The organism is Streptomyces sp. NPDC028711, assembly GCF_055565415.1.
The window spans coordinates 71,120-90,714 of record NZ_JBVHUJ010000006.1 but is presented as its reverse complement, the minus strand read 5'-3'; the positions used below and the strand labels follow the sequence as shown (position 1 = coordinate 90,714).

Sequence of the window (19,595 nt, the reverse complement as noted above, 5' to 3'; positions counted from 1 at the left end):
CCCGCGATGCGCTCGAACGAGATCGCGACACATTCACACAGCAATGCACAGAAGTGCGGTCACGCCCCACTGTTCCCCGCGCGCAAACGGATTGATCAAATCCGATCGGGACGGTTGCACATCTGACCGGCGAAGCTTCGCCAAACTACGGAAAAGCGGGCCACAGATCCGGGACTTGCCATACAGTCCCATTCATCAATACCGTCGTACATCTCACCCGCACCGGTCCATCATGCACAGCGGCTCAGGGGAGGGCTCTAGCGTCGCGATGGATCCGGGGTGGGGCGCGGTAGGGGGGTGCCGTGCTCGGTGTTCGTACGTGCGCCGAGTCGCGGGTACCGCGCGGCCGGACATGCCAACTCACCGATCCCGCAAGGAGTTCCTTTCCGCGCGGGCAAGGCGAGAACCCCCCTTTCGAACCGGATACACCATCGGACCGCCCAAGGGGTGGGCGGCCCACCGGACGAGAGGGAAACCAGACCCATGAGCTCGTTCCTGCGCCCGACCGCCACGGGCCGAGAATTGACCGAGCCGAGTCGAATAGCGGCCCAGTACCGGGCCATCACCTCACATCTGGCGATCACTCCGCCGGTGAGTGTCGTCATTCCCGCGATGAACGAAGCGGAAAATCTTCCGTACGTCTTCAAGACGCTGCCGGAATGGATTCACGAAGTCGTCCTCGTCGACGGAAATTCCACCGACAACACGGTCGAAGTCGCCCGTGAACTCTGGCCGGACGTCAAAGTCGTCAAACAGGTCGGCAAGGGCAAGGGCGACGCGCTGATCAGCGGCTTCGCGGCCTGCACGGGCGACATCATCGTCATGGTCGACGCGGACGGCTCGGCCGACGGCCAGGAGATCGTCTCCTATGTCTCCGCCCTCGTCGGCGGCGCCGACTTCGCCAAGGGCTCCCGTTTCGCCAACGGCGGCGGCACGGACGACATGACGACCATCCGCAGACTCGGCAACTGGGCCCTCTGCACGCTCGTCAACCGCAAGTTCGGCGCCCGGTACACCGACCTCTGCTACGGCTACAACGCCTTCTGGCGCCACTGCCTCGACAAGATCACCCTCGACTGCACCGGATTCGAGATCGAGACCCTGATCAACATCCGGGTCGTCACCGCCGGTCTCAAGGTGCAGGAGGTGCCGAGCCACGAGTACAACCGCATCCACGGCGTCAGCAACCTGAACGCCGTGCGTGACGGCATCCGCGTCCTGAAGGTCATCCTCCGGGAGAAGTCCGTCGCCAAGGCGGCCCGCCGTCGGCCCGCCCCGTTCTCGGTCAACATCCCCCGTGGAGAGGTGTCTTGAGCGACCGCACGTCCCCGAACGGCTTCTCGGTGGTGATCTGCGTCTACACGGAGGAGCGGTGGGAGGACATCCTCGCCGCCGTCGACTCCGTACGGAAGCAGTCACTGCCGCCGCTGGAGACGCTGCTCGTGGTCGACCACAACGAGCGGCTCCTCTCCCGGCTCACCGAGGAGTACGCGGACCAGCGGCTCCACCAGGAGGTGCGGGTGCTCGCCAACGCGGGCCCCCGCGGCCTCTCCGCCGGCCGCAACACCGGGATCGCCGCCTCCCGCGGCGCGTTCGTGGCCTTCCTCGACGACGACGCGGTCGCCGAGCGGGACTGGCTCCACCACTTCGCCGCCGCCTACGACGACCCGCGCGTCATGGCCGTCGGCGGCCGGACCCTGCCCGCCTGGGCGTCCGGCCGGCGCCCGGCCTGGTTCCCCGAGGAGTTCGACTGGGTCGTCGGCTGCACGTACCGGGGCCTGCCCCCGGGCCGGGTCCCCGTCAGGAACGTGCTCGGCGGCAACGCCTCGTTCCGCCGTACGGCCTTCGACGCGGCGGGCGGCTTCGCCACCGGCATCGGACGCGACGGCGACCGGCGGCCCCTCGGCGGCGAGGAGACCGAACTGTGCATCCGGCTCTCCAAGGCGCTCCCCGGGGCGATCCTCCTCATCGACGACCGGGCCGTCATCCACCACAAGGTGCCCGCGGTCCGCGAGCGCTTCGACTACTTCCGCACCCGCGTCTACGCCGAGGGGCTCTCCAAGGCGCTCGTCGCACGGAGCGTCGGTGCGCAGAAGGGCCTGGAGTCCGAACGGCGCTACACGACACGGGTGTTGCCCTCGGGCGTCCTGCGCGGGGTCCGTGACGCACTGCGCGGACGCACCGGCGGCGCGGGCCGGGCCGGGGCCATCGTGACCGGGGTGACGGTCGCCGCCGGCGGCTACGCGCTCGGCACGCTCCGGGCCCGGCGGAGCGGGACGACCTTCGCGTGGGGACCGATCGAACGGACCACGTACGGGGATACCCGTAACGGCACCGGCGGGAGCGGCACCCGGGCGAGCGGCGCCGGGGCCTCCGAAGAGAGGGCCCGGTGAGCGACACCACGGCCGTGCCCGTCCTCATGTACCACGCCGTCGACCCGGACCCCGCCCCCGCCACCCTGGGGCTCTCCGTCACCCCCGAGGCCTTCGCGGCGCAGATGGAGGTGGTCGCCGAGCGGGGGTTCACCCCGCTGACCACCGCCGGCCTCGCCGGCGCCTGGCGCACCGGCCGTCCGCTGCCCGCCCGGCCGCTGCTCGTCACCTTCGACGACGGGTACGAGGGCGTGCACCGGTACGCGCTGCCGGTGCTCGCCGCGCACTCCTTCGTGAGCACCGTCTTCGTCTCCACCGGCTGGCTGCCCGGCCGGCACGCGACGGGCGGCGCGCTCGACACCATGCTCGACTGGGCGCAGGTGCGGGAACTCGCCGACGCGGGAACGGAGATCGGCGGTCACAGCCACACCCACCCGCAGCTCGACCAGCTCGACGCGCGGCGGCTCCGGTTCGAGACGCTGCGCTGCCGCGAGATCCTCGGCGAGGAGCTCGGGACCGCCCCGGTCTCCTTCGCCTACCCGTACGGGTACTCCAGCCGCCGGGTCCGCCGTACCGTCCGCGAGGCCGGCTTCACGCAGGCGCTCGCCGTCGGCAACGCGCTGGCCAGACGCCGCCAGGGTCCGTACGCCCTGGAGCGGGTCACCGTGCGCCGGTCGACGGACGTCGAGGAGTTCACGCGGCTCGTCGAGGGCCGGGCGATCGGGCGGAACTTCGCGGCGGACCGGGCCCTGACGAAGGGGTACGCACTCGCGCGGCGCGCCCGGGGCGCGGTGCGCGGCCACTGGATCTGACGTACCGCCGGACCAGGGGACTTGGGGGAAGGTCCCGTTCAAAACCCGGTGCACGCCCTGCCCGGTTGCCGGATCATGGGCGCCATGGCTGACACCCCACCGGTACCGTCGGAGCCCCAGCGGTCGCTGCCGATCCGGCTCAACCTCGACGACAGCGACTCGCCCTCGGACGTCGTCGACGCGCTGTTCCTCGGCCGCTTCGCGACCGGGGAGCAGCCCCACGCGCACAGCACCACCCTGGACCGGGTCAGGCCCGACGCGACCCTGCTCCCGGCGGGCGCCAGCGTGCTGCGGGCCGCGAAGGACGACGACCGCAGCGCCCTGCTCGCCGAGGGCGAGGGCTGGACGCTCCTCGTCTCCCGCTGGAGCCGGGGCGCGGACATCACCGTCACGGCCGCCGACGCGGAGCTCGCCGAGCGCGTCCTGAAGGAGGCGACCGACGGGGCGAAGGACGAGCCGGAGCCACAGCCTGAGAACGTGACGATGGGGTTCTGGTACGTCTCGCCCCGGCGCGGCCCGCACCGGACGACCCGGCAGATCAGCGCCGGGACGTGGGAGGAGGTCCGGCCCAACTACTCGGCGCCGGTGGCCGAGTCCATGGACCGGCTGATGAAGGTGACGCCCGACTCGATCGCCGGCCGGCTCCTGCTGCTGCACGGCCCGCCGGGCACCGGCAAGACGTCCGCGCTGCGGACACTGGCCCGGTCCTGGCGCGACTGGTGCCAGGTGGACTGCGTCCTCGACCCCGAGCGGCTCTTCAACGACGTCGGCTATCTGATGGACATCGCCATCGGGGAGGACGAGGGCACGGCGAAGGGGCGCTGGCGGCTGCTGCTCCTCGAGGACTGCGACGAGCTGATCAGGGGCGAGGCGAAGCACACGGCGGGCCAGGCCCTCTCGCGGCTCCTGAACCTGACGGACGGTCTGCTCGGGCAGGGACGCAACGTCCTCGTGGGAGTCACCACCAACGAGGACCTGGAGCGGCTCCACCCGGCGGTGGTCCGCCCGGGCCGCTGTCTGGCCCGCATCGAGGTGGGGCCGCTGACCCGGGCGGAGTCGGTGTCCTGGCTCGGCCGCGAGGAGGACGTGCCGCGCGAGGGCGCGACGCTGGCGGAGCTCTTCGCCCTGCGCCGCGGAACGCCCCCGACGGGCCTCCCCGAACCGCGCACGGCGGGGGCGGGGCTCTACCTGTAACCGATGACCGAACGGCGGTCGCCGCCCCCGCTCGCGGTCAGCCGTCGTACGCGGCGCGGTCAGCCGTCGTACGCGGCCCTCAGGGCCTCGTTCACCGCCGCCTCCGCGGCCTCGCGGCCGAGGCCGAGGCGGCGGGCCTCCTCGGCGAACTGGGCGGCGGCGGTGGCGGCCCGCCGGGTCGCCGCGTCGCCCGCCGCCGCGACGAAGGTCCCGTGGCGGCCGCGCGTCTCGATCACCCCGTCCGCCTCCAGCGCCTTGTACGCCTTGGCGACCGTGTTCGCGGCGAGGCCCAGCTGCTCCGCGAGCCCTCGTACCGTCGGCAGCTTGTATCCGACCGGCAGTCTGCCCGACCGGGCCCGCTCCGAGATCTGGGCACGCAGTTGTTCGTAGGGAGCGGTGGTGGATTCGTGGTCCACGGCGATGGTGAGTGTCACGCCGCCGATTCTGCCCCCACCCCACCGGAAAAGGGGAGGCGGCGGCGGGCCCGCGGCCCGTAGCGTGCGACCCCATGACAGTGATCGTGCGTGATGTACAGGCCGAGGACGCCGAGGGATTCGCCCGGGTCCGGCGGGCCGCGGTCCCGTTCATGCTCGCGACCGCGGAGCAGCTCCGGTTCGACTGGGCGCACGCCCATCCCGAGAGCCACTACCGTCCGCTGGTCGCCGTGACCGGGGACGGCGGGATCATCGGGACCGCCCAGGTGGGGATCGCCCACGACGCGCCGGAGCCGGGCATCGGCTATGTGAACGTGTACGTGGACCCGGCGCACCCGGGGCGCGGTGCCGGGACGCTGCTTCTGCGGGCCGCCGAGGAGTATCTGGCCGAGCGGGGCGCGCGCACCCTGTACAGCTGGGTCCTCGACGAGCCGGCGAACCGTTCGTGGGCCGAGCGGCGGGGCTACGCGCCGAGTCGTTCCGCGCACTTCCTGCGGCTCGATCTGACCACCGCCGAGCTGCCGCCGCTCGCCGCCGCACCCGCCGGTGTCGAACTGCGCACGGCCGAGGACTTCGCGGCCGACCCCCGGCCGCTCTTCGAGCTCGACGCGGTGACGACCGCCGACGAGCCGGGGGACGTGGGGGCCGCGCTCGACGACTACGCGCACTGGCTGGCGACGACCTGGGAGCATCCGCTGCTCGACCGGGCGCTGACGACGGTCGTGATGGTGGACGGGGTTCCGGCCGCGTTCACCGCGGTGCGGACGGACGGTCTGGGCCGGTACGCCACGGGGATGACCGGTACGGCCCCGGCGTTCCGGGGGCGGGGGCTCGCCAAGCTGGCCAAGAACACCTCGCTGCACCGGGCCCGTGCGGCGGGCTGCACCGAGGCGTTCACCGGGAACGACGCCGGCAACGAGCCGATGCTGGCGATCAACGAGTGGTTCGGTTACGAGATCGGCGCGACGGAGGTGCGGCATGTCCGGACGATCGGTTGAGGTCACCCTGACGAAGGCGGGGCGGACGAAGATCCGCTATCCGGCGGAGGTGCTCGCGGAGGACGGTGCCCGGCTTTCGGTGCGCGCTCCGTGGGCGGCCGAGGGCGTACGGGACTTCGGCTTCGTGCGGTTCGAGCCGGGTGACGTCCTCGTGGAGCACTACTGGCGGGACCGCTGGTTCACCGTCAAGGAGGTGTGGTCGGCCGGGGGCGTTCTCAAGGGCTGGTACTGCGACATCACCCGGCCGGCCGTGTTCGACGGCTCGGGCGTGCGGGTCGAGGACCTGGACCTGGACCTGTGGGTGTCGGCGGACGGCAGCGAGGTGCTGCGGCTCGACGAGGACGAGTTCGCGGCGAGCGGGCTCGCCGCCTCCGACCCGGAGGCGGCGGCGTGTGCCGTCGTGGCCCTCGACGAGCTGGAGGTGCTCGGCCGTGAGGGCCTGATCGACCTGCTGCGGTAGCGGGTCCCGCCGTCAGCGGAGTTCGACGGCCGATTCCTCGACGGCGAGGAACGCGGGCGTCGGCAGGCCCGATTCCCCGGTCGTGAGCTGCATGAGGGCGGCCCGCACGCGGGCCGCTCCCGGCTTGTACGCGGGGTCCTTCACGACGGCGGTGTTGATCCACTCGTGGAGGTGTCCGTCGCAGACGGCTCTGGTGCCGCCGATCCCGGCGGAGCGGTCGCCCTGGACGAGGGTGGAGCCGACGAGGACGGGGCCCGCGCTGTCGTCGAGGCAGCGGTAGGTGCCGGAGAGGGTGACCGTGCCGTCGTCGCCGATGGTTCCGTAACCGAAGACGGAGAGGGCGTCGGCCCCTTCGGCGTAGGCGAGGGGCGCGACGGCGGTGGTCCCTTCCGCGTGGGCGAGGGGGACGGCGGCGGCGAGCAGGGCGCCTGTGGCGAGGGCGAGTCGGACGCGCATGAGCGGGGTCCTTTCGGGGTGGGGGGATGGTGCTGCCCGCCAGGGATACCGGATCCGGCCGCCACCTGTCCGAAACTCACCCCATCGGGGGCGCGTTGACGTCCGTCATACCGTCACATCACGGCGGCGGATGATCACCTTCCTCAGCAGGGGCCAGGCGAGGAGCAGCACCACGACCGCGTACACGGTGACCGAGAACGGGGTGTTGACCAGGCCCGTCACCGAGCCGTCGCTGATCTGCAGGGCGCGGCGCAGCTGCTGTTCGGCGGCCGGGCCGAGGATGACGCCGATGACGGCCGGCAGCACCGGCAGGCCGTAGCGCCGCATCCCCAGGCCGATCAGTCCGATGACGAGCAGGACGACCAGGTCGAGCGCCTCGCCGCCGACCGCGTACGCGCCGACGGCGGCGAAGAAGAGGATGCCGGCGTAGAGGTACGGGCGCGGGATGCGGAGCAGCTTGGCCCAGACGGGCGCGAGCGGCAGGTTGAGCGCGAGCAGCAGCACCATGCCGACGAACAGCGAGGCGATCAGGCCCCAGACCAGGTCGGGCTCCCGCTCGAAGAGGAGCGGTCCCGGCTGGATGCCGTACTGCTGGAACGCGGCCAGCATCACGGCGGCGACGGCCGTCGTCGGCAGCCCGAGGGTCAGCATGGAGACGAGCGTCCCCGCCGCCGAGGCGGAGGCGGCCGACTCGGGCCCGGCAACGCCCTCGATGGCGCCCTTGCCGAACTGCTCCTTGTGCTGGGAGAGACGCTTCTCCGTCACGTACGAGAGGAACGTGGGGATCTCCGCGCCGCCGGCCGGGATCGCGCCGAACGGGAAGCCGATGAGCGGACCCCGCAGCCAGGACTTCCAGGTGCGCTTCACATCGTCCCTGCCCAGCCACGGGCGTCCGACCGGGATGGCCTCCCCCGCGGTGCGGCGCAGGTGCGCGGCGACCCAGAGGGCCTCGCCGATGGCGAAGAGGCCGACCGCGACGATGACGACGTCGACGCCGTCGGCGAGCTGGAGCGAACCGAAGGTGAGGCGCTGCTGTCCCGTCATCTGGTCGAGGCCGACCAGACCGATCGTGAGGCCGATGAGCAGGGAGGCGAGCCCCCGGATGCGGGAGGAGCCGAGGACCGAGGTCACCGCGATGAAGGCGAGGACCATCAGGGCGAGGTAGTCGGGGGCGCCGATGTCGACGGCGAGCGCGGCGACCGTCGGGGCGAGGACGACGAGCAGGATCGTGCCGATCATGCCGCCGGCGAAGTGGCCGATGGCCGCGGCGGCGAGCGCCTGCGCGCCGCGGCCCGCCTTGGCCATCGGATTGCCCTCGATGGCGGCGACGACGGCCGCGCTCTCGCCGGGGGTGTTGAGGAGGATCGAGGTGGTGGAGCCGCCGAACATGGCGCCGTAGTAGATGCCGGCGAACATGATGAACGCGCCGGTCGGTTCGAGCCCGTACGTCACCGGGAGCAGCAGCGCCACGGCCATCGCGGGACCGATGCCGGGCAGGACGCCGATGGCGGTGCCGAGGAGCACGCCGATCGCGGCCCACAGCAGGTTCATCGGGGTGAGGGCGGTCCCGAAGCCGTCGATGAGGGAGTTCAGGGAATCCATGGGTCAGATCACTCCCATCAGCGGGCCGCCGGGCAGCGGGACGCCGAGCAGCTTGTCGAAGACGACGTAGGTGAGGAGCGAGAGGGCCGCCGCGATCAGCGGGTCGCGGTGGAGGTGGCGGCTGCCGAGGGCGTAGGCCGCGCCCCAGAAGAGGAGCGCTCCGGCGACGGGGAAGCCGACGGGTCCGATGAGGACGGCGAAGGCGAGGAAGACGCCGGCGAGGAGCAGGACCGTACGCCAGTCGGCGGGTTCGCTCAGGTCGACGTCCTCGCCGGCCTCGGCCTCGCCGCGGCCGCCGCGCAGGACGTCGACGGAGAGGAGTACGGCGACGACGAGCAGGCCGCAGCCGACGACGAGGGGGACGGTGGCGGGGCCGACGGGCCCGCGCCCCGTGAGGTCGGCGTCGAGGGTGAGGGCGTCGGTGAGGACGAGGACGCCGAGGAGAAAGAGGAGGGCGCCGACGCCCAGCTCGGAGCGTTCGCGCAGCCAGGACTTCACTGAGGTCTTCACAGCCCGAGCTCCTTCAGTACGGAGCCGACGCGCCGGTCCTGCTCGGCGAGGAAGGTGCCGAACTCCTCGCCGGGCAGGAAGGCGTCGTCCCAGCCGTGGGTCTTCAGCGACTCGCGCCACTGCGGGGAGTCGTGGAGCGCGGTGACCAGGGTGACGAGCTTCTCGCGCTCGGCGTCCGAGAGGCCCGGCGGGGCGACGATGCCGCGCCAGTTGGTGAACTCGGTGTCGAGTCCCGCCTCGCGGAGCGTGGGGGCGTCGAGGCCGGGGACGCGCTTCGGGCCGGTGACGGCGAGGAGGCGCAGCTCCCCCGCCTTGATCTGGTCGAGGTACTCGCCGACGCCGGAGACGCCGAAGGCGACCTTGTCGCCGAGGATCGAGGCGAGGAGCTCGCCGCCGCCGTCGAAGGGCACGTAGTTGACGTCCTTCGGGGCGATCCCGGCGGCCTGGGCCATCAGCATCGGGGCGAGGTGGTCGGGGCCGCCGGGCGAGGAGCCGCCGCCGACGGGCAGCTTGCCGGGGTTCTTCTTCCAGGCGGTGAGCAGGTCCTGGATGGTCTTGTACGGGGAGTCCTTGCCGACCACGACGATGTCCTGCTCCTCGGTGAGCCGGGCGATCGGGGTGGTGTCGGCGAGGGTCCTGGGGGTCTGGTTGGTGTGGACGGCGCCGACGACCCCGAGGCCCATGGACATGGCGAGCCGGCCGTTGCCGCGTTCGCCGACGAGCCGGGTGAGGCCGACGGTGCCGCCCGCGCCGGGCAGGTTGAAGACCTCGATGTCGCCGGTGAGGTCCGCCTCCTCGGCGTTCTTGGCCGCGGTGCGGGCGGTGATGTCGTATCCGCCGCCGGGGGTGTTGGGGACCATGAAGCGCAGGCCGGGTATCCGCGTGCCGGTGTCGGAGCCGCTGCCGGGGCTGAGCAGCGGCGGAGCCACCAGGACGAGCAGTGCGGCCCCGAGGAGGGCGAAGGGGGTGCGCAACCGCACGTGTGCCGCCTCTCAGGTTGAAGGGGAAGGGGGGTGTGAGGTGGCCCACATGTTGCCCGCGCGTTAAGAAGCTGTCTCCCTTCCGCAACCAACGGACGTTGTGGTCGTTGTGGTCGGGACCTAGCGTGGGTCGTCGTGACGAACGTGCTGGTGGTCGACGACGACTTCATGGTCGCCAAGCTGCACTGCCGCTATGTGTCGGCGGTGGCGGGCTTCTCGGTGTCCGGAGTCGCGCACAGCGGCGCGGAGGCACTGCGGGCGGCCGAGCGGCTGCGGCCCGACCTGGTGCTGCTCGACGTCTTCCTGCCCGACATGGACGGCGTCCAGGTGCTGCGGGAGCTGCGTGCGGCGGGCCTGGGCATGGACGCGCTCTTCATCACGGCGGCGCGGGACGTGGGCACGATCCGGGCGGCGCTGCGGGCGGGGGCGCTGCACTATCTGATCAAGCCGTTCAGCCAGGCGGCGCTGCACGAGCAGCTGCGGCACGTGGCCTCGCTCCGCAGCCGCCTCGACGAGCTGGACGAGGCACGCCAGGAGGACGTCGACCAGATCTTCGGCACCCGCCCCCGCGGCTCCCGGGAACTCCCGAAGGGCCTCGCCGCCCATACCGCCGATCTGGTCGACTCCGTCCTCCGCGCCCACCCGGAGGGCCTCTCGGCCACGGAGTGCGCGGAGGCCGGCTCCCTGTCCCGGGTGAGCGCCCGCCGCTACCTGGAGTACTTCGCGGAGACGGGCCGCGCGGAGATCACGCTGCGGTACGGGGGGACGGGACGCCCGGAGCGGCGCTACCGACGGCTGGGGTAGACGGCAGGTTCCTCAGACGGTGCTTAGCGGCTCCTTAAAGCGGTCCTAAGAATCGGCGTCTGCCCTCCTTCACCGGCTATTTCGCGGACGGCGGCGGCTAGCTTCCTTGCTACCCCCCGCCTCACCCTCGCGAAGGAGCTGTCCCCCCATGACCTCTCGTCGTACCGCCGCAGCCGTCACCGCCGGCGCCGTGCTCGCGCTCTCCGGGCTCGCCTCCGCTCCCGCGTTCGCGCACGGGTCGATGACCGATCCGGTGAGCCGGGTCTCGGCCTGTCACGCGGAGGGGCCCGAGGCCCCGAGGTCGGCGGCCTGCAAGGCGGCGGTGGCGGCGAGCGGGACGCAGGCCTTTTACGACTGGAACGCGGTGAACATCGCGAACGCCGCCGGGAAGCACCGGGAGCTGATCCCGGACGGCAAGCTGTGCAGCGCGGGCAACGACAAGTACCGCGGGCTCGACCTGGCGCGGGCCGACTGGCCGGCGAGCGGCATGAAGTCCGGCGCGCACACCTTCCGTTACAAGGGGACCGCACCGCACCGGGGCTCGTTCGCGCTGTACGTGACGAAGGACGGGTACGACCCGTCGAAGCCGCTGAGGTGGTCGGACCTGGAGGCGGAGCCGTTCGCCACGGTGACCGACCCGCGGATGGAGAGCGGCGACTACGTCTTCGAGGGCACGGTGCCGAACAGGTCGGGCCGCCACCTCATCTACTCGATCTGGCAGCGCTCCGACTCCCCCGAGGCGTTCTACACCTGCTCGGACGTGGTGTTCGGGGAGGAGACGGGCGCTCCGGCGCCGAGCGCCTCCGCGCCGAGTGACGAGCAGACCGAGGACGGTCAGGACGAGTCCTCGGTCGAGCACGGCGGGCACGGGGACGGCGGCCCGACCACGGGCGCGCGGGAGACGGCGCCCGCCTCGTCGGCCGCGCCGGTCCCGTCGGCCGCCACCACTCCCGCTCGGGTACCCGCGCCCGACGCACCTGCTCCGGAGGCCGGTTCGGGCTCCGGTGTGGAGCTGGCGGAGACGGGGAGCGACGCCACCACCCCGTATCTCGCGGTCGGTGGCGCCGCCGTGCTCGCGATCGGCGCGGCCGTGCTCTTCGGGGCCGTCCGGCGGGGGCGGACGGCCCGGTAGGGCTAGCCGATCACCGAGAGGCAGGTGGTCGGGGTCGCGTGGGTCGGGTCGAGGGCGTTGGCCACCTCGTGGAAGGTGACCCGGTCCACCGTGCCGATCGCCACGTGCTCGGACAGGTCGAGGGCGCACTTGTCCTGGATGAGGACGTTGGTGACGTTCGGGCCGCTCAGGAACTGCGAGCGGTACGGGGTGACGACCTCGTCGTAGCGGGTCGCGATGACGTGGTAGCGGACCCCGGGCACCGTGTCGCCGCCCTCGTTGAGCTCGGTGAGGAAGGGCGAGCCGGCGATCTGGTCGGCGAGGCCCGGCGTGGTGGCGCTGATCAGGTCCTCGGCGCCGGGGAAGTACGGAAGCAGTCCGGTGAGGCCGAGGAGGGTGGTGCCGTGGTTGTCGGGGGCGATGCCGACGAGCGCGTTCACCTTCTCGGCGCCGCCGAGGAACTTGAGGTACCAGCGGGGCATCATGCCGCCCTGCGAGTGTCCGACGAGGTCCACTTCGGGGGCGCCGGTGGCGGCGAGGACCCGGTCGACGTAGCCGTCGAGCTGTCCCGCGGAGGCGGCGATGGGGCCGAGCCCGTGGAAGAACGGCACGTTCGGCAGCTGACCGTAGTCGAGCGAGAAGACGCAGTAGCCGCGGTTGACCAGGTACGGCGCGAGGACGAGCCAGTTGTCGACGGAGTTCCCGAAGGTCCCGTGGACGAGGACGACGGGGCGCGGGTGGGCGGCGGAGGGCTTGCAGGAGAAGTCGTTCCAGCCCCGGCTGGTGGTGGCGGTCTCGGTCTGGGCCGAGGCGGCGGTGGTCGGGGCGAGGGTGGCGGCGGCGGTGAGGAGCAGGACGGACAGCGCTCTGACGGCGTGCTTCCAGGGGGTGCGGGGGCTCCAGGGCAGCATCGGGCGATCTCCTTGCGGCTCAAGGGGATGGTGGGGGTGCTACGCCCTGCGGTCCGGACCACAAGTGGGGATGCGTTCCCAGCCAAGCTACGCACGGGTAGCGTTGGCTGGGAAGTTACGCGTCGGTAAAAAGTGATGTGCCGTCAAGAATGAGTACTGGCAGGCCTGTTAGGCCGCGAGTGAGCCCGGCAGGATCGCCTTCGGCCCGAATTTCGCCCGTGCCCGGTCCGCCACCGCCTCGATCCGCCGGGCCTTCTCGTCCGCCGGGTCCAGGGACAGCTGGTGCGCGGCCCCCTCGGCGCCCGTCAGCCCCTCGGCGCGCAGGGCGATGCCGCGGACCCGGGCCCGCTGGAGGCCGAAGGAGTCGTGGACGGCGTACGCGAGGGTGGTGAGCGCCACCGAGTGGGCGGTGGGTTCGGGCAGGGTGCGGCTGCGGGTGGTCGTGGTCCGGTCCGCGTACCGCACGGTGACGGCGAGCCCGCGGCACACCTGCCCCTCGGTCCGCAGCCGGGCGCCCAGCTCCTCGGTGAGCGAGAGGAGGGCCCTGCGCTGTTCCGTCCGGTCGGTCTCGTCGCGCGGGAAGGCGCGTTCGGCCGCGAGGGACCGGGAGGCGGCGTGCGGGACGACGGGGGTCCGGTCGACGCCCCTGGCCCGTTCCCACACCTCGCGGCCGGCTTTCGCGCCGACGAGCCGCTGGACCACGGCGAGCGGCGCGTCCGCGACGCGGCCCGCGGAGTCGAGCCCGTAGCCGCAGAGGGTGCGGGCGGTGGCGCGGCCGACGCCGTCGAGTGCGGCGACCGGCCGGTCGCGCAGGAAGGCCGCGGGGTCGTCGACGACGAGGGTGGCGCCGGGACGGGCCTCGCGGGCGGCCATCCGGGCCAGCATCGGGTTGGGACCCGCGCCGATGACGCAGTCGACGCCGTACAGGGCGAGCGCCCTGACCCGGATGACGGAGGCGAGTTCGGCCGGGGTCCGGTCGAAGTAGCGCAGGGCGCCGCTGATGTCGGCGAGCGCCTCGCCGGGCGGGGCCGCCTCGACGGTCGGGGTGAACTCGCCGAGGAGGTCGACCAGTTGGGGGAAGAGGACTTCCCACATCGGTTCGAGACGGAACCGTACACAGAGGATCATCCCGCGCTCCCCGGACTGCTGTGCCACAGCTTCCTTCCGCTCGGGGCGCCTTCGCCCGCCGGCTTGAGGTCGGCCCAGGGGTTCATCTCGAAGCCGGTGGGCATCGTGATGCGGCGGCCGGAGTCGCCGCTTCCGGCGGACGGGGTGGGTTCGGCGGACGGCGTGGGCGTGGCGGACGGCGTGGGTTCGGCGAGGCGCTCCCCCACCGCGTCGAGGCCGCCGGACGCCCGCAGTTCGACGAGTTCGGCGAGGTTCCAGGCGGCGGCGCCGACCACGCTGACGCTGCGGGGGCCGCGCCGCTGCACCACGCCCCGGACCAGGAGCAGCCAGGAGTGGAAGACGGTGTGGGCGCAGCGCTCGTGGGCGTCGTCGAAGAAGGCGAGGTCGACCAGGCCGGTGCCGTCGTCGAGGGTGGTGAAGATGACCCGCTTGCCGGAGCGGATCGGCGGGGTCTGGGTGGCGGCCTTGGCGCCCGCGACGAGGACGGTCCGGCCGTGCGGGGTCTCGCGGAGGCGCTGGGCGGAGACGACGCCGAGCTCTTCGAGGAAGGCGTGGTGGTCGTCCATGAGGTGGCGGGAGGCGTCCATGCCGAGGATGCCGAGTTCGGCGCTGAGGCGTTCCGTCTCGTCGAGGTCGGGCAGGCCGACGGGTGCGGTCCTGCCGCCCTGGGCGAGCGGGAGCTGTCCGCCGTGGGAGGCGGCTCCCCGCTGGACGCGCCGGAGTTCGGTGAGGTGCAGGAGGAGGTCGCGGCGGTTGGCGCCGAAGGCGTCCAACGCGCCGACCTGGGCGAGGCGTTCGGCGACGGGGACGCGGGGGCGGGCGCGCTCCCAGAAGTCGAGGAGGGAGGCGTAGGGCTGTCCTGCCTCGATGCGGGCGCTCTCGGTCTCGCCGATGCCGTGGACGTCGGTGAGTCCGAGCCGAAGTCCCCACCGCACAGGGGAATCAGACACCAGTTCGATACGGTGAGCGACCGCCGAGCGGTTCACGTCGAGCGGCAGCACCGGCACCCCGCGCCGCCGCGCGTCCGCGAGCAGCAGCCGCTTGGGGTACATGCCGGGGTCGTGGGTGAGCAGCCCGGCGTAGAAGGCGGCCGGGTGGTGCGCCTTGAGCCAGGCCGACTGGTACGTCGGCACGGCGAAGGCCACCGCGTGCGCCTTGCAGAACCCGTACGAACCGAAGGCCTCCACGATCTCCCAGGTCCGGGCGACGACCTCGTCCGCGTATCCCCGCGCCGAGGCCCGCCGGGCGAACCAGAGCCTGATCCGGCCCTGCGACTCGGGATCCGAGAGCGCGCGCCGGACCTGGTCGGCCTCGTCACGACGGCAGCCGGTCATGATGCGGACGATCTCGATGATCTGCTCGTGGAAGACGACCACGCCGTACGTCTCCTTCAGCGTCTCCTCCAGGTCGGGGTGCGGGTAGCGGACCGGGGCGCGGCCGTGCCGGGCCTCGATGAAGGGGCGGACCATGTCGGCGGCGACCGGCCCCGGCCGGAAGAGCGAGATGTCGACGACGAGGTCGTGCAGGGTCGCGGGCTGGAGCCGGCCGACCAGGTCGCGCTGGCCGGGCGACTCGATCTGGAAGCAGCCGAGGGTCTCGGTGGAGCGGATGAGCCGGTACGTCTCGGGGTCGTCCTGCGGGATCGCGTCGATGTCCGGCCGGGTGCCCGTGGCCCGCTCGACCTCGGCGACGGCATGGGCCATCGCGGACTGCATCCGCACCCCGAGGACGTCCAGCTTGAGCAGCCCGAGGTCCTCCACGTCCTCCTTGTCGAACTGGGACATGGGGAACCCCTCGCCGCTGGTGGGCACCACGGGGGTACGGCTGAGCAGCGAGGCGTCCGAGAGCAGCACGCCGCAGGGGTGCATGGCGGTGCCGCGCGGCAGCGCGTCGAGCGCCTCGACCAGCTCCCAGAGCCTGCCGTGCCTGGGCCTCTCCCCCGCGAGCGCGCGCAGCTCGGGCAGTTCGTCGAGGGCGGCGAGCGCGTCCCGGGCGCGGATGTGCGGGAAGGCCTTGGCGATCCGGTCGATCTCGGCCGGGTCCATGGAGAGGGCCGCGCCGACGTCCCGTACCGCGTGGCGGACCCGGTAGGTCTCGGGCATGGAGACGGTGGCGACGCGTGCGGTGCCGAAGCGGTCGATGATCGCCCGGTACACCTCGAGGCGGCGGGCGGACTCCACGTCGATGTCGATGTCGGGCAGGACGGTGCGGCGCTTGGAGAGGAAGCGTTCCATCAGCAGGCCGTGCTCGACCGGGTCGGCGTGGGCGATGCCGAGGAGGTGGTTGACGAGGGAGCCGGCGCCGGAGCCGCGGGCGGCGACCCGGATGCCCATGCCCCGGACGTCGTCGACCACCTGAGCGACCGTCAGAAAGTAGGCGGCGAAGCCGTGGTGGGCGATGACGTCCAGCTCGCGGTGCATCCGGTCCCAGTGGCCGCGCCGCTTCTCGTACCCCTTCAGGACCATGCCGGCGGCGGCCCGGGAGGCGAGGACGCGCTGGGCGGTGCGGTGCTCGGCGCCGACGAGGTGCGGTTCGGGGAAGTGGGCGGAGCCGATGCCGAGGTCGTCCTCGGGGTCGACCAGGCAGGCGGCGGCGACCGCGGCGGTCTGCCCGATGAGCCGGTGGGCGGTGTCGCGGCGGAAGCCCGCGGCCTCGACGATCCGCTCGGCGGCGGCCGACATGCCGTCGGGTCCTTCGAGGCCCTTGAGCCAGGCCTCGCCGCTGTCGAGCTCCTTGCGGGGGTCGATGGGGACCAGGCGGCGGGCGGAGTCGAGGACGTCGGCGACCGGGCCCTGGCCGGGATCGGCGTAGCGGACGGCGTTGCCGAGGACGGGCCGGACGCCCTGCTCGGCGGCGAAGCCGACGGTACGGGCGGCGAGCCGCAGGGAGCCGGGCCCCGCGCCGGTCCGGCCGTGGTCGACGGCCATGAGCCGCAGCGCGTCGCCGTACCGCTCGCGCCAGGGGGCGAGCAGCCGGGCGGCCCGGTCGGGGCGGCCGGCGGCGAGGGCGCGGCCGACGTCGGACGCGGGGCCGAGCAGGGCGAACACGTCGTCGTCGCGCAGGGCGGACCAGGGCAGCAGGGGCCGCTCCTCTCCTCCGGCGTGGGCGGCGGTGACCATCGCGCAGAGGGAGGCCCAGCCGGCACGGGAGCGGGCGAGGAAGAGGGCGCGGGGCGCGGACTCGTCGACGAACGCGCCGCCCCGGACGGGCACCCGCCGGACATCCCGGACGCCCCCCGGACCGCCGGGCCCGGGCGTCGGTCCCGGCGCGGCCGCCCCGTACGCGAGGTCCACGCCGAAGAGGGGGCGGACGCCCTCCTTCGCGCAGGCCTTGGCGAAGCGGATCGTGCCCGCGAGGGTGTCGCGGTCGGTCAGGGCGAGCGCGTCCATGCCGCGCTCGGCGGCGCGGGCGGCGAGCCGCTCGGGGTGCGAGGCGCCGTAGCGCAGGGAGTAGCCCGACGCGGTGTGCAGGTGCGTGAAACCCGGCATGGCGCACCTCCCGCACTCCCGCATCGATTCGTACGTACGTTCCCACCCCCTCGCTCTTCACCATAACCCATTTCGAACGCACGTACGATAAGCGAGACCGGCCCCTCTCCCCTCAGCCATTCGGGCGCATCCCACCTGCGGAAACACCCCCCGCCCCGGAGCGTGGGGGCATGAGTCTCGTCGACGAACTGAAAAGCGCCGTCACGCCCCGAGCCGCCCTCCTGGTCGTCGGCGTCCTCGCCCTCCAGCTCCTGTTCATCGCCTCGTACGTCGGAGCCCTGCACCACCCCAAGCCGAGAGACGTGCCCTTCGGCGTCGTCCCGCCGCAGCAGGTCTCCGCCCAGCTCCTCGGGCAGCTGGAGCGGCTCCCCGGCGAACCGCTCGACCCCCGTACCGTCGACGGCGAGGCCGAGGCGCGGAGGCAGATCCTGAACCGGGACATCGACGGGGCCCTGATCGTCGACCCCCGCGGCCGCACCGACACCCTGCTCGTCGCCTCCGGCGGCGGCACCGTGCTCTCCTCCGCCCTGGAGACGATCTTCACCCGGGTGGAGGCGGCACAGCAGCGCACCGTACGGACGGTCGACGTGGCCCCCGCCTCCGCGGAGGACTTCGACGGGCTCTCGGCCTTCTACCTCGTCGTCGGCTGGTGCGTCGGCGGCTACATCTGCGCCGCGATCCTGGCGATCAGCGCGGGCTCACGGCCCGCCAACCGCGAGCGCGCGGTCATCCGCCTCGGCGCGCTCGCCGTCTACTCGGTCCTCGGCGGCCTCGGCGGCGCGGTCATCGTCGGCCCGATCCTGGGCGCCCTGCCCGGCAGTGTCGCCGCCCTGTGGGGCCTCGGCACCCTGGTCGTCTTCGCCGTCGGCGCCGCCACCCTCGCCCTGCAGTCGGTCTTCGGGATCGTCGGCATCGGCCTGGCGATCCTGTTGATCGTGGTCGCCGGCAACCCCAGCGCGGGCGGCGCGTTCCCGCTGCCGATGCTGCCCCCGTTCTGGAACGCGATCGGCCCCGCCCTGCCCCCGGGCGCGGGCACCTGGGCGGCGCGCTCGATCGCGTACTTCAAGGGCAACGCCATGACCGGCTCCATGCTGGTCCTCGCGGCCTGGGCGGTCGTCGGCGCCGCGGTCACCCTGGTGATGTCCTCGCTGAGGCGCGAGCCGGAGGCGGAGCCGATCGCCGGTGAACTGAACGACGCCCGGGTCTGATCCCCGGCCGCAGGGAGAGGCCCCCGGCGCGGGTGCGCCGGGGGCCTGCCGCTGTGCGCCGGGGGCCTGCTGTGTGCCGTCGGCTAGTAGAGGCTGACCCGGTACTTGGCGAGGGCCTCGGGAACCGGCTGGTAGAAGGTGGTCCCGCCGGTGGAGCAGTTGCCGCTGCCGCCCGAGGTGAGGCCGAGCGCCTTGGTGCCGTCGTAGAGCGCGCCGCCGGAGTCGCCGGGTTCGGCGCAGACGTTGGTCTGGATCATGCCCCGGACGGTGCCGCCGCCGGAGTAGTGGACGGTGGCGTCGAGGCCGGTGACGGTGCCGCTGCGGGTGCCGGTGGTGGAGCCGGAGCGCTTGACGGGCTCCCCCACATAGGCGTTCGCCGCGGTGAAGCCTCCGGTGTGGGCGAGCGAGGCGTTGTCGTAGCGGACGAGCGCGTAGTCGTTGCCGGGGAAGCTGGATCCGACGGTGGCGCCGATCAGGGTGGACTGGGCCGAGTTGGCGTACCAGGTGTTCACTACGTTGCCGCAGTGGCCCGCGGTGAGGAAGTAGTACGTGCTGCCGCTGCGCACGTTGAAGCCGAGCGAGCAGCGGTAGCCGCTGCCGTAGATGGCGTCGCCCGCGCCGAGGAGGGGCTTGAAGACGCCGGGGGTGCGCTGGACGTGGAGGGCTCCGGCGTCGGCGCCGGCCGCCTGGCGGATCTTCGCGATCCCCGCGTCGGTGACGGTGGAGTCGGCGGTGACGACGACCCGGCCGGCCGCTCTGTCCACGTACCAGGCGGTGCCGCCGACACCGGCGGCGTCGACGGCGGCGTCGGCGCGGGCGAGCTGGGCGGCTCCGGCCGGGCCGGGGGTGGGGGCGGCCTGGGCTCCGGGGAGTCCGACGGCCGTCACGGCCGCGATGCCGGCGACGAGGGCGAGCAGACGGGTGCGGGTGTTCCTCACAGTGCTCCTCACAGTGCTCCTTCTGGGAAGCGGAGGGGCCCGTGGGTGGCGGGCCCGTGAGGCGCCATCAGGTGACGTGCTCCTGACATGCACCGTCAGCGATAGTGGCCCTCTCTGAGCGGACGCACAAGACCGCCGAACGGACGGATGCCCCCGCCGTCCTGGCCAGGGGCACCCACCGTTCCGCGC

General features: G+C 72.9%; 18 protein-coding genes. 9 read left to right on the top strand and 9 right to left on the bottom strand.

Annotated elements, in window-relative coordinates; translation table 11 throughout:
• The first annotated feature begins 483 nt into the window (after positions 1 to 483).
• The 4 genes from ACZ4VK_RS20245 to ACZ4VK_RS20230 all read left to right on the top strand — a co-directional run bounded on the left by ACZ4VK_RS20245 (position 484) and on the right by ACZ4VK_RS20230 (position 4,378).
• On the top strand, positions 484 to 1,314 hold the full coding sequence (locus tag ACZ4VK_RS20245) for a glycosyltransferase family 2 protein (RefSeq protein ID WP_468353753.1): 831 nt from the start codon (positions 484 to 486) through the stop codon (positions 1,312 to 1,314).
• Positions 1,311 to 2,393: a glycosyltransferase family 2 protein gene (locus tag ACZ4VK_RS20240; protein WP_468353751.1), complete on the top strand. Its 1,083-nt coding sequence runs from the start codon at positions 1,311 to 1,313 to the stop codon at positions 2,391 to 2,393. Before ACZ4VK_RS20245 ends, ACZ4VK_RS20240 begins: the two co-directional genes overlap by 4 nt.
• 26 nt (positions 2,394 to 2,419) lie before the next feature.
• Entirely contained in the window at positions 2,420 to 3,184 is a 765-nt protein-coding gene (locus ACZ4VK_RS20235) for a polysaccharide deacetylase family protein (protein WP_468354325.1), read from the top strand.
• Between the two features lie 75 nt (positions 3,185 to 3,259).
• Positions 3,260 to 4,378 (top strand): DUF5925 domain-containing protein, encoded by a 1,119-nt coding sequence (locus tag ACZ4VK_RS20230; RefSeq protein WP_468353749.1) that lies wholly within the window; start codon positions 3,260 to 3,262, stop codon positions 4,376 to 4,378.
• Between the two features lie 59 nt (positions 4,379 to 4,437).
• Here ACZ4VK_RS20230 and ACZ4VK_RS20225 read toward each other — a convergent pair whose 3' ends face one another.
• On the bottom strand, positions 4,438 to 4,812 hold the full coding sequence (locus tag ACZ4VK_RS20225) for a GntR family transcriptional regulator (RefSeq protein ID WP_468353747.1): 375 nt from the start codon (positions 4,810 to 4,812) through the stop codon (positions 4,438 to 4,440).
• 74 nt (positions 4,813 to 4,886) lie between these two features.
• Between ACZ4VK_RS20225 and ACZ4VK_RS20220 the strand changes: the two genes are divergently transcribed.
• Both ACZ4VK_RS20220 and ACZ4VK_RS20215 read left to right on the top strand, forming a co-directional pair.
• Positions 4,887 to 5,810 (top strand): GNAT family N-acetyltransferase, encoded by a 924-nt coding sequence (locus tag ACZ4VK_RS20220; protein WP_468353745.1) that lies wholly within the window; start codon positions 4,887 to 4,889, stop codon positions 5,808 to 5,810.
• Complete coding sequence (locus ACZ4VK_RS20215) at positions 5,791 to 6,270, top strand: ribonuclease FAU-1 family protein (RefSeq protein WP_468353743.1); 480 nt, start codon at positions 5,791 to 5,793, stop codon at positions 6,268 to 6,270. The genes ACZ4VK_RS20220 and ACZ4VK_RS20215 overlap by 20 nt, the downstream gene beginning before the upstream one ends.
• Before the next feature lie 12 nt (positions 6,271 to 6,282).
• Here ACZ4VK_RS20215 and ACZ4VK_RS20210 read toward each other — a convergent pair whose 3' ends face one another.
• The 4 genes from ACZ4VK_RS20210 to ACZ4VK_RS20195 form a co-directional block, all read right to left on the bottom strand.
• Positions 6,283 to 6,726, bottom strand: a complete 444-nt coding sequence (locus ACZ4VK_RS20210; protein WP_468353741.1) for a DUF6299 family protein — start codon at positions 6,724 to 6,726, stop codon at positions 6,283 to 6,285.
• Positions 6,727 to 6,831: 105 nt separating this feature from the next.
• Positions 6,832 to 8,328, bottom strand: coding sequence for a tripartite tricarboxylate transporter permease (locus ACZ4VK_RS20205; protein WP_468353740.1), 1,497 nt, complete (start codon positions 8,326 to 8,328; stop codon positions 6,832 to 6,834).
• A gap of 3 nt (positions 8,329 to 8,331) precedes the next feature.
• Positions 8,332 to 8,838, bottom strand: coding sequence for a tripartite tricarboxylate transporter TctB family protein (locus ACZ4VK_RS20200; RefSeq protein WP_468353739.1), 507 nt, complete (start codon positions 8,836 to 8,838; stop codon positions 8,332 to 8,334).
• A complete protein-coding gene (locus ACZ4VK_RS20195; protein ID WP_468353738.1) occupies positions 8,835 to 9,818 on the bottom strand; it encodes a Bug family tripartite tricarboxylate transporter substrate binding protein in 984 nt (327 codons plus the stop codon). The genes ACZ4VK_RS20200 and ACZ4VK_RS20195 overlap by 4 nt, the downstream gene beginning before the upstream one ends.
• A gap of 135 nt (positions 9,819 to 9,953) precedes the next feature.
• Between ACZ4VK_RS20195 and ACZ4VK_RS20190 the strand changes: the two genes are divergently transcribed.
• Both ACZ4VK_RS20190 and ACZ4VK_RS20185 read left to right on the top strand, forming a co-directional pair.
• Positions 9,954 to 10,622, top strand: coding sequence for a response regulator (locus ACZ4VK_RS20190; RefSeq protein WP_468353737.1), 669 nt, complete (start codon positions 9,954 to 9,956; stop codon positions 10,620 to 10,622).
• A 148-nt stretch (positions 10,623 to 10,770) separates the two neighbouring features.
• Positions 10,771 to 11,754, top strand: coding sequence for a lytic polysaccharide monooxygenase (locus ACZ4VK_RS20185; protein WP_468353736.1), 984 nt, complete (start codon positions 10,771 to 10,773; stop codon positions 11,752 to 11,754).
• Between the two features lie 2 nt (positions 11,755 to 11,756).
• Here ACZ4VK_RS20185 and ACZ4VK_RS20180 read toward each other — a convergent pair whose 3' ends face one another.
• From ACZ4VK_RS20180 to ACZ4VK_RS20170, 3 genes are all read right to left on the bottom strand, one after another.
• On the bottom strand, positions 11,757 to 12,644 hold the full coding sequence (locus ACZ4VK_RS20180; RefSeq protein WP_468353735.1) for an esterase/lipase family protein: 888 nt from the start codon (positions 12,642 to 12,644) through the stop codon (positions 11,757 to 11,759).
• 168 nt (positions 12,645 to 12,812) lie between these two features.
• Positions 12,813 to 13,772, bottom strand: a complete 960-nt coding sequence (locus ACZ4VK_RS20175; RefSeq protein WP_468353734.1) for a DNA polymerase Y family protein — start codon at positions 13,770 to 13,772, stop codon at positions 12,813 to 12,815.
• A complete protein-coding gene (locus ACZ4VK_RS20170; RefSeq protein WP_468353733.1) occupies positions 13,769 to 17,260 on the bottom strand; it encodes a DNA polymerase III subunit alpha in 3,492 nt (1,163 codons plus the stop codon). The genes ACZ4VK_RS20175 and ACZ4VK_RS20170 overlap by 4 nt, the downstream gene beginning before the upstream one ends.
• Positions 17,261 to 17,430: 170 nt before the next feature.
• On the opposite strand from ACZ4VK_RS20170, the gene ACZ4VK_RS20165 reads away from it, so the two are divergent.
• Positions 17,431 to 18,468 carry a DUF3533 domain-containing protein gene (locus tag ACZ4VK_RS20165; RefSeq protein ID WP_468353732.1) on the top strand — a complete coding sequence of 346 codons (1,038 nt, stop codon included), beginning with the start codon at positions 17,431 to 17,433 and terminating at the stop codon, positions 18,466 to 18,468.
• An 83-nt stretch (positions 18,469 to 18,551) separates the two neighbouring features.
• Here ACZ4VK_RS20165 and ACZ4VK_RS20160 read toward each other — a convergent pair whose 3' ends face one another.
• The gene (locus ACZ4VK_RS20160; RefSeq protein WP_468353731.1) at positions 18,552 to 19,418 is read right to left on the bottom strand and encodes a S1 family peptidase; all 867 of its coding nucleotides are present in this window, start codon (positions 19,416 to 19,418) and stop codon (positions 18,552 to 18,554) included.
• Between the last annotated feature and the right edge of the window lie 177 nt (positions 19,419 to 19,595).

Bases quoted from the DNA above. Each gene is read 5' to 3' on its own strand.
- ACZ4VK_RS20205 (WP_468353740.1), bottom strand. From the start codon at position 8,328: ATGGATTCCCTGAACTCCCTCATCGACGGCTTCGGGACCGCCCTCACC.
- ACZ4VK_RS20175 (WP_468353734.1), bottom strand. From the start codon at position 13,772: ATGATCCTCTGTGTACGGTTCCGTCTCGAACCGATGTGGGAAGTCCTC.
- ACZ4VK_RS20215 (WP_468353743.1), top strand. From the start codon at position 5,791: ATGTCCGGACGATCGGTTGAGGTCACCCTGACGAAGGCGGGGCGGACG.
- ACZ4VK_RS20245 (WP_468353753.1), top strand. From the start codon at position 484: ATGAGCTCGTTCCTGCGCCCGACCGCCACGGGCCGAGAATTGACCGAG.
- ACZ4VK_RS20235 (WP_468354325.1), top strand. From the start codon at position 2,420: ATGTACCACGCCGTCGACCCGGACCCCGCCCCCGCCACCCTGGGGCTC.
- ACZ4VK_RS20220 (WP_468353745.1), top strand. From the start codon at position 4,887: ATGACAGTGATCGTGCGTGATGTACAGGCCGAGGACGCCGAGGGATTC.
- ACZ4VK_RS20180 (WP_468353735.1), bottom strand. From the start codon at position 12,644: ATGCTGCCCTGGAGCCCCCGCACCCCCTGGAAGCACGCCGTCAGAGCG.
- ACZ4VK_RS20165 (WP_468353732.1), top strand. From the start codon at position 17,431: ATGAGTCTCGTCGACGAACTGAAAAGCGCCGTCACGCCCCGAGCCGCC.
- ACZ4VK_RS20170 (WP_468353733.1), bottom strand. From the start codon at position 17,260: ATGCCGGGTTTCACGCACCTGCACACCGCGTCGGGCTACTCCCTGCGC.
- ACZ4VK_RS20210 (WP_468353741.1), bottom strand. From the start codon at position 6,726: ATGCGCGTCCGACTCGCCCTCGCCACAGGCGCCCTGCTCGCCGCCGCC.
- ACZ4VK_RS20185 (WP_468353736.1), top strand. From the start codon at position 10,771: ATGACCTCTCGTCGTACCGCCGCAGCCGTCACCGCCGGCGCCGTGCTC.
- ACZ4VK_RS20230 (WP_468353749.1), top strand. From the start codon at position 3,260: ATGGGCGCCATGGCTGACACCCCACCGGTACCGTCGGAGCCCCAGCGG.